Raw genomic sequence first — 10,105 nt, 5'->3', positions numbered from 1 at the left:
ACCAGCCCGTCCAACCCCGCAGCCCACGCCGCCAAATCCTCACTGACCACATCAGACACACGAGCAGGCTAATACAACGAAGCGCTGCTGTAGTATTAGTACTGCAACGGCAGTTGGTGGGGCTGCGGTGATTCGCTGCCAGGTCCATTCTGCTCGGATGGTGGCGGATGTGGCGGTGGCGGAGCTGGACCGGCTACTCGACCGGATCGGTGGTTCGTTCGGTCGTTCGGAGCCGCGGGATCGGGTCCGGGAGTATGTGTTGGGGCTGGAACGCAAGAACGGATGGACCCTGGCCGAACGAGCCGGGGACGTGTCACCGGACGGGATGCAGCGGCTGCTGCGGACCGCGGACTGGGACGTCGGCGCGGTCCGTGACGCAGTCCGGGGCTATGTCGCGGACACGTTGGGCAGCCCGGATGCGGTGCTGATCGTCGACGACACCGGTTTCTTGAAGAAGGGAACCCGGTCGGCCGGGGTGGCCCGGCAGTACTCCGGGACCGCCGGCCGGGTCGAGAACTGCCAGATCGGCGTGTTCCTGGCCTACGCGACCGTTCATGGGCATGCTTTGGTCGACCGAGAGCTCTACTTACCCGAAAGCTGGGCCGCAGATCGTGACCGCTGCCGGGCGGCCGATATCCCGGACGATCGGGGGTTCGTGACCAAGCCGCGGCTGGCCATGCGGATGCTCGAACGGGCTTTCGCCGCGCGGGTGCCGTTCGGGTGGGTCACCGCGGACGAGGCCTACGGCCAGGTCAAATACCTGCGGATCTGGCTCGAAGAACACGACGCGGCCTTCCCGGCGACGCGACGCACTGCCTCCACAACGTGCTCGGGCATGGGTAACACGGGGACCCCGCCCAACTCCACCGGGTCGGGGCGGCCAAGAGCACGCTCAGCGAGAGTCAAGGCGGGGAGACGATCGAGCATCGAAGCTCCTTGATGACAGCGCATACGCCTCAAAACGGAGGCCGCCACGCGCGATATGGGAAGAGTTGAGACCCCACGCGCGGTGTCATCAGGCCGGCGCGGACAACGTCGACACCGTATCTCGTCAGGACCGCCGTCGTGCGGAAGGAAACGAGAGCGCATGAGGTCACCGGTCGTCTGCGGTCGGTCCGGGCACGGCGAGCGCCTGACCGGGGTCAGGTAGCGAACGGGCTGGGCGTTGCGGTGAGTACCGGTGACTCCTCCCCCACGCCAGGGACCGGGGGCACGTCGTCCGGCGTTTCACCGGGGTGCCACGTCAGCCAGATGCTGGCTTGCGGCGGAACAGTTCCCCCCGCTGCACGGAAGTACCAGTCCGCCGCGTAGTAGCCGGCCGGCGTGATCCGCTCCCAGAACCGCACGCAGGAGTTGTCCAGCGGCGGCTCGGTGCAGCTCTGCGACCGCCAGTCCTTGGTGTAACCGAGCGCCGCCATCCGGGCGTCGACCGCGGCGCCGGCTTGCGGCAAGCCGAGGGCCATCGGAACCTGGTCGGTGTTCAGGTTCAGGTACTGCCGGGAGAGCCAGGACGGAACCCCGCTCGAGTGCCACCGGGCGGTGGGCGCCCGTGCGACCTCGGCCAGTGACGGCGGCAGCGTCGCCATGATCCGCGCGTACTCGGTTCGCAGCCGCGTCATCTGTGCCCGGACGTCGACGGCGGTGACGGTCATCGTGACGACGATCGGGAGGACGACGGCGAGTACCGCCAGCGCGGCGATGACCCGGGTAGTCCAGACCTGACGCCTGGTCCGCGGCCGGTGGGCCCGGGGGCGCCCGTAGGCCGGGGCGTTCCCACGGCGCACCGGTGGTCCCGTCGGCGGGACCCTGACGACCGGGACCTTCCCCGTCGGGATGGGGGGTGCCGGCAGCGCCCGGGTCGCGGTTCCGCCTTGCTGGGAGGGCCGCGCGGGGCCCTCCGGTATTTCACGCCGGTCCGGGAGGTCGTCGGGGACCGGGAACGCGGTGGGGTCCAGCGGCGGCACTTGCTCCGGCTCGGCGAGTCGGCACAGCGCCGCGAGGTGCGCTCCCGCCGCGCGGACGACGTCGACCGGCGACGCGGCCAGCGCGGCGAGCGCCGGCGAGCGCTCCGGGTTCTCGAAGTCGCGGCGGCGGAACAGCAAGCACTCGTCGCCGCCGTCGAGGTCGAGCCAGAGACGGACGTCGACCGCGGTAGCGAGCACCGAGACGTAGACGACCCAGGCCGAGAAGTTGTCCAGGTGAGCACCGCTGTCGGCCACGGTGCGGACAGGCGACTGGAAATTGGGGTGACCACGCTCGGCGCCGGGCAGGCCGGCCAGGTCCGGCACCCACATGCCGTCGTAGTCGATCAGGCGGACCGAACCGCCGGTCCCGATCAGTACGTTGCCGTGCTGGAGGTCGCCATGGGCGATACGGCGCCGACGGAGGTCGTCGCAGACTTCGGCGAATCCGGTGGCGACCCGACCCAACTCGGCCGGCTCGCCCAGCCGCGCCTCGATGTACTCGGCCAGCCCGGACACGTCCCCGGGCCACTCCATCACCAGGAGGGGCCACCAGGATCCACCGACCAGGATGCCGTGGTCGCGGTAGTCGAACGCGACCTGCCACGGCGCCTTCGGCCCCGCGCCGAGGTGCGCGGCGATCGCCGCGTATCGCGTCTGCAGGTCGGGTGCGTGGCGGGTGAAGCACTTCACCGCGACGCGGTCACCGGACGACGTCGTGAGGGAGAAGACGCTGGCTGCCGCACCCGAGCGCGGCCTGGGTAAACCCAGCGGGGTCAGCTCGACGGTGGCGCCGGCCAGCAGCGGATCGGCGAAGCAGAGGTCGCGGTGCTGGAGCGCCTCGACGTACGCGGAGCCGCTCGGGTAGCTGGGCGGTGCTTCCACGTTCTTCCCCGCAGTTCACAGAGCGACGACGAGCAGCGTGAGGTCGTCGTTGCGAAGCCGTCCGGCGGCCTGTTGCCCAGCGGCCCAGTCATCCAGGCGCTCGGCGTCGGCCGTCAGGTCCAGCAGCACCGGCACCGGGCTACCGCCCTCCTCGTGCAGGCGGAACGCCCACGCGGCCAGCGCGTCGGTGACCAGGATCAACTGGTCGCCCCGATCGAACCGGCCGGCGATCGAGACCGGCCGGACCGCGTCCACGGCGGTGGAGACGACCAGATCCGGGCGCACGTCGAAGTCCGTCGCACTCGACAGTGGAAACCCCGCCAGGATCGTGCCGTTCCGGCAGTGCAACACGCAACTGTCCCCGACCGCGGCCGCGCCCCACCGGTCGTCCGGCCCGGCCTCCACCACCAGCATCGTGGCCTGCGCGCCCCGGCGGAGCTTCTCCTGCTGCCACCACGGCACCGGGCCGTCGGCGAAGTGCTCGCGCACGTCATCCGACCAGACCTCGGCCGCGTGCCGTAGCGCGGCGTCGAGCGCGGCCGGCCCGTACCGGCAGGCGGTGCGGACGAGCAGCCGGGCCCACGCTCCCGCGAGCAGGCTCTCGCTCGCGCCGTCCGCGACCGCCGCGCGCACCCGTGGCACCTCGCCGGTCCAGGCAACTGATGGCCACGCCGCGTCCTCGTACTCCGCGGCGTCATTACCGGCCTTCGGCAGCCAGGCGTGCCGGATCGCGGCCCTCAGCGCAAATCCTTGGCTTGCGTGCCGATGTCGAGGAACTGCACCAGCGAGACGGCGTCCGCGTTGTAGACGAAGCCACGCGAGGCGGGCGTGGTCTCGAACCCGTGCGAGGAGGCGAGCCGGCGCATCGGCATCGGCAGCACGCTGGAGATCGAGAAGAGTAACGAACCCGACTGGTCGAGGCCGGCGGCCGAAGACGGAAAACTTACCGTCGGCGCCCGCTCGTCCGCGACGTGCAGGTTGAACAGGAGCACGGTGCCGTCGGTGCTGCGCAGGCCGGTCAGTTTCGCCGCCGGCCCGGTCGGGTCACCGTCCGTGGGGTCACCATCGGTGAGGTTGAGGACGACCGGCGGGAAGCACCTCGGATGCTCGGCGAGGAACTGCTCGACCGTCCGGGCCGCGTACTCCAGCGCGGCACACATCGGGGTCCCGCCGTCGGCGACCGGATCCACCCAGGCCGGGAACGCGACGATCTGATCGACGAGGCCACCAGCACCGTCCGACACCTTCTTGGGTCGTTCCTCGATCCGGGCCGGTGCCGCGGCCACGTGGCTGATCGGTGCCAGCGACTGCCCCGCGAGCGGCCCGACCAGCGCGGGGCCGACCGCGGCGCCGTAACCGATGACTCCGATGTGGAAGTAGTCTCGGACGCCCTCGTCCTTGCCGCACTTGATGGTCAGCTCCGCCAGCAACCGGTTCAGCGCGTCGGCGACGGCCGCCGCTCTGGTGCGGGCCAGCTCACCGGTGCCGATCATGGCGTTCATGGACGCCGACTGGTCGATCAGGAAGAGGAAGCACGTGGGGTTGGCCCGTGAGATCTCGGCTAGATAGCCTTCGGTGTTCACATCGGTAGCCATGGCCACGAGGGTAGGTGGTCATGGCGCTCCATCGTTCGCTTGCCGGTTCCCGTGTCCGCGTTACGGCCTGTCCTACCGCGACCTGGAAAGAGCTGCTGGCCGAACGTTGCATCGTCGTGGACCACGGCACCGTCTACCGCTGGGTTCACCCGGTTCACACCGCTGCTGATCGACGCTGCGAGGTTCACCCGGCACGCACCCGGCGACAGGTGGTTTGCCGATGAGACGTATCTCGAGGTCGCCGGGTAGTGGACCTACCTGCACCGGGCCGTAGACCAGTTGGGGCAGGTCATCGGCGCAACTCCTCACGGGCAGTCATCGGCACCAACTACTGGTTGGTGAGCCAGGGGTCGACGAGCTCGACTCCGGTCTGGTGGAAGTCCTTGGTGTTGCGGGTGGCCAAGGTCGCTTGTCGGCTTCGGCAGATGGCGGCGATCTGGGCGTCGAACCCGTCGATCGGCTGATCGGCCCTATCTCGATCGAAGACGATGTCGGCATAGGTTGCCGCTGCGGCGGCATCGAAGGGCAGTACATCGACCTGCACCTCAAAGACCTGGACCTGGACGTGGCGGCGGCGAGCCGCGCCGAGCCGACGCCCTACCAAGTCGCCTCCGACCGCGGCCTCTTCCGCGAGCCCGGCCTGGGCGACCTGGATCTGCCCCGCATCCTCGCCGCCCTGCCGGAGGACTTCGGCGGGTGGGTGATCGTCGAAGTCGACAAGGCCACCCATGGAACCATTCGAATCGGCCAAGGCCAGCTGGGCGTGGGTGGAGGCGACGATCCCCGCCTGACCTCGGGCTGAGCCACTTCTTCACCAGCTAGGAGCACCGCATGGACCGCGCCTCGATCGCCACCGGCTTCAGCGCGCACCTGCCCGACTGGGTCCTCGACGAGATCGTCGCGGACCCGGCGGCGTTGCCCGACGTCGAGGACCGCATGCGCCTGGTGCATCGCCTCGCCGACCGCAACCACCGCGAGAACACCGGCGGCCCGTTCGCGGCCATCGTCTCCGACCCGGAGACCGGCGTGATCGTGTCCGTCGGCGTCAACCTCGTCCTCGCCCGGAACCTGTCGTCGCTGCACGCCGAAGTTGTCGCGATCTCCCTGGCCCAGGCCAAGCTCGGCACGTGGGACCTGGGCGGTAGAAGCCTCGAACTCGCGGTGAACTGGCGCCCGTGCGCCATGTGTTACGGCGCGACCCTGTGGTCGGGCGTCACCCGCCTCGTCGTCGCCGGCGAAGGCGACATCATCGAAGAACTCACCGGCTTCGACGAAGGCCCCATGCGCGAGGACTGGAAAGAACAATTCGTCAAGCGCGGCATCGACGTGCGCACCGACGTACTGCGTGAGGAGGCCATCGGGGTCTTCCGCGCGTATGGCCGGCGCACCGACACCACCGTCTACAACGGCCGCCGCGAACGGACCGAGTCCTGAGTGCGCCCGGACCACTCCCCCACGTCGCCCCGGACCACCTTCCCGACGTAGTTGCCGTCGGCGCGCCAGACGATTTCCTCGGCCGGATCGAAGTTGGCGACCTCTTTCATCGGCACGCTGCAGGACCGGAACTGCTCGAGGAGGCCCATCCGCTCGACGACGTCGAGGCTGGGCACTTCGATGACCGTCACCGCGGAGCCTGCTCGGTGGCGGAAGAAGGCGAGTACTTCGCCGGCGGCCCCGGCGCCCGAGAGGAGAACTCAGTACCGGCCGCACGCCGCTCATGCCCGCGCCCAGGCGCGGCGGCCGCGGCCGAAGGCCCGCAAGATCACCACGACCCGGCGTTGCGGCAGGCGGTGCGGGCCCGGGCTGGATCTGCGGTGGAGCCCCGAGCAGATCATGCGACGGTGACGGCGGGGCTTTCCCGACCGCCCGGAGATGCACGTGTCCGTCGAGACGATCTACCAGACCCTCTACGTCCAAGGCCGCGGCGAGCTGCGCCGGGAACTGGCTCCTAGCCGAAACCTACCCGCGCCGGCGTATCGCCCTCCCACTCTGTGCAGCATCGCAAGTCCTATCGCGCGGCAGGTGCGGACGTTGAACCAGCCCGCTTGAATGGTCGGTCCTGGCGCCGCGACGGAGGACAGCGACGAATGGCCTACTGCGAGCTGTGCGATCTGGATACTGCCTTCTGCGAACACGGCCGCGAAGACCAGCGCCGCCGGCGCCGCGATGCGGCCGCAGCGAGGGCAGCACGCCTTCTGATCTCGCCGACCGGGCACGCTCACTTCCCGGGTTGTCCCCACAAGGGAGACGATCTGGACTACTCGCGATGGGGGGAACTTTCCTTGCCCAACGCGTGGGAGTTGCTCGGAGCGGGGCAGCGTCTTTCCGCCACCGGGGGCAGCGTCCGAACGCTCGTCGCGACCGACCGGTGCCGCGACTGCGAGGCTCACGGGCCCTGGGAGTGATCAGATCGAGAGACGGCATACAAAGAGCGAGTGTTGTGAACCGAACGTTCGCGGCGTCATGACCGCAATCGAGCCCAGCCCGGTTCGGCGAGAAGGTAGTTCCAGGACGGGGACACACCCCGCCGAACAACCTCAGGAGGCTGGACGACATGAGCGGCTGCTACGACTACGACTACTCGTACGACTGCAACGACAACTCGTACGACTACGACTGCCGCCCCCGTCGCCGCCACCACCGCAAGCACTACAACGACTGCTGGGACTACAACTACTGCAACTGAACCACCCAGCACCCCGGCCCGGAACGCGAAACCGCGCTCCGGGCCACACCGCGTCCGCAGCCGACCCCAGACCTGCGCCGCTCTGAGGTAGAGCCCGCTCTACCTCACGGGTAGATCAGCCTCACCCAGTTGTGCTAGCTCATGTGCCATCGTGCTCCGAAAGGCTCTTCTCTACCGTCGTCTCATGCGATTTCGACCGATCACGACTACGGGTGCCGCCGAATCAACACCAGATTCCGGCCGCAGAACTGGTCGACTGCATTCGAGGTCCGCGATCGGGTTTCTGCTGGTGGCCGGCGCAGCGTTGGTAGCAGCGTTCGAGGTCGCCCCCAGGGTCCTCCTGAGGCCGAGCTTCGGGGCTTACAGTGACGCGAAACTGCACGACGCACTCGGGCGTGCTGTCGTCGAGTATTGGCAAAGCGGATCCCGGACGCTCCCCGCCCACCTGACGTCGCTGGTCGGCTACTGGTTCCAATGGCATGCGGTCAAGGTGGTGAACAGCGCATTGTTGGCCATTGTCTTGGCTCTGCTCACCACCGCGCTGTGGCAGAAATATCTGCATGGCCGGCGCTGGTACGCCGCCGTCGCCACAGCCGCAACGGTGTCGACGGTTTTCGTCATCTGGGTGCTGTCGGTGAACATCCAGGTGACGGCCCTCCCTCTGATTCCGTTGCTGGGGGTGCTACCCGGTAGAACCGCCGACGGAAAACTCGCCCAGGTCGTGAGTGAGATGCGCGAAGGGCTGACGAATGCCGCCAGCCCGCACGCCGGTTCCCCTGCGCTGACGATGCTGCTCGGCGAGGTCGAGCGATACTACTGGGTCATGGCGGCGATTTACGCCACGCTGATGGTGGCAGCCGGCCTGGCGAGCGCCCATTTCTGGAAGCGGCGTATCACCAGCGACACGCGCGCCACCCGCGTCAGATTCATGCACAGCACACTCGGTGTCATCACAGCTCTGACCGCAGGTCTGGCGCTATTCATGACAGTGGCCAGCGTATTCAACGCGCTGGAACCCGCCACCTCGCTGGTCGGCATCATCGGTGCGAGCTGACCCGCTTCTCCGACACTGCTGCGTCGTAGGGTCGTGACCGTGGCGACGAGCGTGTGGCGGGCGATGGCGGGCAACCCCATCCGATTCGTCCTGTCGCGATGGCCATGGCGCAGCCTGGCCTATGTGATCAGTAGCCTGGCGGTTATCTCGATCGCCTGGCTGGCCATCATGCCCCTGCTGCTGTTCCCGCCGCTGCTGCTGCTCGTCGGTATACCGATCGGGGCGCTGGAGCGCCACCGGCTCGGCTTCATGGAGCCGCTGGCGGTCCCCGACCCGCACGCACCCGCGCCCCCGAGCGGCTGGGCCTGGGTGCGGCGGCGGGTGACCGAGGCAGCCACCTGGCGCGAACTCGGCTATTGCGCATGCTTTCTGTCGGTACTTGCGCTCCTCGACTTCGTCGCGGTGTTCGTCCTTTTCATCTGTCTCCTCCTGGGCGCGCTGCCGCTGTTGGTGTGGCTACGCGCGAACGTCCACGTCGCGGTGAGCACCTGGACGGTCGAGACGGTCGGGCAGGCGTGCGCCGTCTCCGGTCTGGTCGGACTGCCCGCGACGGTCGTCACCCTGTACGGGATCAGCGTGCTCGGCGGTGCCCAGGCCGCCTTCGCCAAGTGGCTCCTCGCGCCCACCGGCACCGAGGTAAACCGTCAGGTCGACGAGTTGGCCCGGTCGCGCAGCCGGTTGGTCGACGCGTTCGAGGCCGAACGCCGTCGGATCGAGCGAGACCTGCACGACGGCGCGCAGCAACACCTGGTACTCCTGACGATGAAGCTGGGCCTGGCCGAGCGGCACATGGCCGACGCCGGCGGACGCGCCGGTGAACTCGTCGGCGAGGCCCACGAGCAGGCCCGGCTGGCACTCACCACCCTCCGCGACCAGATCCGCGGCATCCATCCTCAGATCCTCACCGATCTCGGGCTGACCGAGGCGGTACGCGAACTCGCCGAACGGTGTCCGATTCCGGTCGAGGTCGACATCGACCTGCCCGGCCGGCTGCCGCGCGAGATCGAATCCACCGCCTATTTCGTCGTCTCGGAGGCCCTGACCAACGCGGTACGACACGCTGCAGCCACTCGCATCCAGATCAGTGGCAGACTCGCTGAGCAACAGCTGGCGCTGACAATCGTCGATAACGGCAGGGGCGGTGCCGACCCGTCACTGGGCACGGGCATGCGGGGGCTGGCCGACCGAGTGGCCGTCGTGGCCGGCACCCTGGAGATCAGCAGCCCACAAGGAGGACCCACCACCGTGCGGATCGACCTGCCGTGTCGCTACGAATAGTGCTCGCCGAAGACGCCACGCTCATGCGGGCCGGCGTCGTCAGCCTGCTCGAAGGACTGAACCACACCGTGGTGGCGGCGGTCGGCGACGGTGACGCGATGATGGCGGCCGCCCGAGCGCACCGACCTGACCTGGTCATCACCGATGTCCGCATGCCGCCTAGTTTCACCGACGAAGGGCTGCGCGCCGCGGTGACCCTACGCGCCAGCGATCCGGGCGCGGCGGTCCTCGTGCTGTCGCAGTACGCGGCGACCGCGTACGCCGCTGAACTGCTCGGCCCGTCCGGTCGGGCCGGGGTTGGCTACCTACTCAAGGACCGCATCGGCGAGATCGCCGACTTCTCCGACGCGGTGTCGCGGGTCGCGGCCGGCGAGACCGTCATCGACCCCGACGTGGTGCGGCAGTTGCTGAACCGTCGACGCACGACCAACCCACTCGACCGGTTGACCACACGGGAACGGGAGGTGCTCGGGCACATGGCCGAAGGCCACAACAACCCGTCCATCGCCCGCACGCTCGGAATCAGCGACGCCGCGGTGGCCAAACACATCGGCAACATCTTCACCAAACTCGACCTCCCCGAGGCCGACGGCCACCGCCGGGTACTCGCCGTCCTGACTTACCTGCGAAGCTGACCGCCGCGGTA

10 protein-coding genes and 2 pseudogenes are annotated in these 10,105 nt (G+C 68.8%); 7 read left to right on the top strand and 5 right to left on the bottom strand.

Annotation, left to right across the window (positions count from 1 at the left end; genetic code table 11):
• Positions 1-157: 157 nt before the first annotated feature.
• Positions 158-913 (top strand): annotated as a pseudogene (locus ACIBZJ_RS35205) (IS701 family transposase); the annotation flags it as partial.
• 229 nt (positions 914-1,142) lie between these two features.
• Here ACIBZJ_RS35205 and ACIBZJ_RS35200 read toward each other — a convergent pair.
• The 3 genes from ACIBZJ_RS35200 to ACIBZJ_RS35190 all read right to left on the bottom strand — a co-directional run bounded on the left by ACIBZJ_RS35200 (position 1,143) and on the right by ACIBZJ_RS35190 (position 4,441).
• Positions 1,143-2,846 (bottom strand): hypothetical protein, encoded by a 1,704-nt coding sequence (locus ACIBZJ_RS35200; protein ID WP_395937505.1) that lies wholly within the window; start codon positions 2,844-2,846, stop codon positions 1,143-1,145.
• Positions 2,847-2,861: 15 nt separating this feature from the next.
• Positions 2,862-3,479, bottom strand: coding sequence for a hypothetical protein (locus ACIBZJ_RS35195; RefSeq protein WP_395937503.1), 618 nt, complete (start codon positions 3,477-3,479; stop codon positions 2,862-2,864).
• A gap of 104 nt (positions 3,480-3,583) precedes the next feature.
• A complete protein-coding gene (locus tag ACIBZJ_RS35190) occupies positions 3,584-4,441 on the bottom strand; it encodes a VWA domain-containing protein (RefSeq protein WP_395937501.1) in 858 nt (285 codons plus the stop codon).
• On the opposite strand from ACIBZJ_RS35190, the pseudogene ACIBZJ_RS35185 reads away from it, so the two are divergent.
• A pseudogene (locus ACIBZJ_RS35185) lies at positions 4,440-4,687 on the top strand (hypothetical protein); the annotation flags it as partial. The gene ACIBZJ_RS35190 and the pseudogene ACIBZJ_RS35185 sit on opposite strands and share 2 nt — an antisense overlap.
• Positions 4,688-4,769: 82 nt before the next feature.
• On the opposite strand, the gene ACIBZJ_RS35180 reads toward ACIBZJ_RS35185, so the two are convergent.
• Positions 4,770-5,171 carry a PIN domain-containing protein gene (locus tag ACIBZJ_RS35180; protein ID WP_395937499.1) on the bottom strand — a complete coding sequence of 134 codons (402 nt, stop codon included), beginning with the start codon at positions 5,169-5,171 and terminating at the stop codon, positions 4,770-4,772.
• A gap of 101 nt (positions 5,172-5,272) precedes the next feature.
• Between ACIBZJ_RS35180 and ACIBZJ_RS35175 the strand changes: the two genes are divergently transcribed.
• Positions 5,273-5,875 (top strand): nucleoside deaminase, encoded by a 603-nt coding sequence (locus ACIBZJ_RS35175; RefSeq protein WP_395937497.1) that lies wholly within the window; start codon positions 5,273-5,275, stop codon positions 5,873-5,875.
• On the opposite strand, the gene ACIBZJ_RS35170 is transcribed toward ACIBZJ_RS35175, so the two are convergent.
• On the bottom strand, positions 5,842-6,066 hold the full coding sequence (locus tag ACIBZJ_RS35170) for a hypothetical protein (protein WP_395937495.1): 225 nt from the start codon (positions 6,064-6,066) through the stop codon (positions 5,842-5,844). The genes ACIBZJ_RS35175 and ACIBZJ_RS35170 overlap by 34 nt on opposite strands.
• 929 nt (positions 6,067-6,995) lie before the next feature.
• Here ACIBZJ_RS35170 and ACIBZJ_RS35165 point away from each other — a divergent pair.
• The 4 genes from ACIBZJ_RS35165 (at position 6,996) to ACIBZJ_RS35150 (ending at position 10,094) form a co-directional block, all read left to right on the top strand.
• Complete coding sequence (locus ACIBZJ_RS35165) at positions 6,996-7,127, top strand: hypothetical protein (RefSeq protein ID WP_395933060.1); 132 nt, start codon at positions 6,996-6,998, stop codon at positions 7,125-7,127.
• 184 nt (positions 7,128-7,311) lie between these two features.
• A complete protein-coding gene (locus ACIBZJ_RS35160) occupies positions 7,312-8,181 on the top strand; it encodes a hypothetical protein (protein ID WP_395937493.1) in 870 nt (289 codons plus the stop codon).
• Between the two features lie 39 nt (positions 8,182-8,220).
• On the top strand, positions 8,221-9,459 hold the full coding sequence (locus ACIBZJ_RS35155; protein ID WP_395937491.1) for a sensor histidine kinase: 1,239 nt from the start codon (positions 8,221-8,223) through the stop codon (positions 9,457-9,459).
• Positions 9,444-10,094, top strand: a complete 651-nt coding sequence (locus tag ACIBZJ_RS35150; protein ID WP_395937489.1) for a response regulator — start codon at positions 9,444-9,446, stop codon at positions 10,092-10,094. Before ACIBZJ_RS35155 ends, ACIBZJ_RS35150 begins: the two co-directional genes overlap by 16 nt.
• The last annotated feature ends 11 nt before the right edge of the window (positions 10,095-10,105 follow it).

The organism is Cryptosporangium sp. NPDC051539, assembly GCF_044454545.1.
Classification (GTDB): Bacteria; Actinomycetota; Actinomycetes; order Mycobacteriales; family Cryptosporangiaceae; genus Cryptosporangium.
Note: the sequence above shows the minus strand (reverse complement) of the source record. Positions and strands in the feature narration are given on the sequence as shown.

Excerpts from the sequence above, each read along its gene's own strand:
- ACIBZJ_RS35190 (WP_395937501.1), bottom strand. The coding sequence starts at position 4,441 with ATGGCTACCGATGTGAACACCGAAGGCTATCTAGCCGAGATCTCACGG.
- ACIBZJ_RS35180 (WP_395937499.1), bottom strand. The coding sequence starts at position 5,171 with ATGGGTGGCCTTGTCGACTTCGACGATCACCCACCCGCCGAAGTCCTC.
- ACIBZJ_RS35175 (WP_395937497.1), top strand. The coding sequence starts at position 5,273 with ATGGACCGCGCCTCGATCGCCACCGGCTTCAGCGCGCACCTGCCCGAC.
- ACIBZJ_RS35165 (WP_395933060.1), top strand. The coding sequence starts at position 6,996 with ATGAGCGGCTGCTACGACTACGACTACTCGTACGACTGCAACGACAAC.
- ACIBZJ_RS35160 (WP_395937493.1), top strand. The coding sequence starts at position 7,312 with ATGCGATTTCGACCGATCACGACTACGGGTGCCGCCGAATCAACACCA.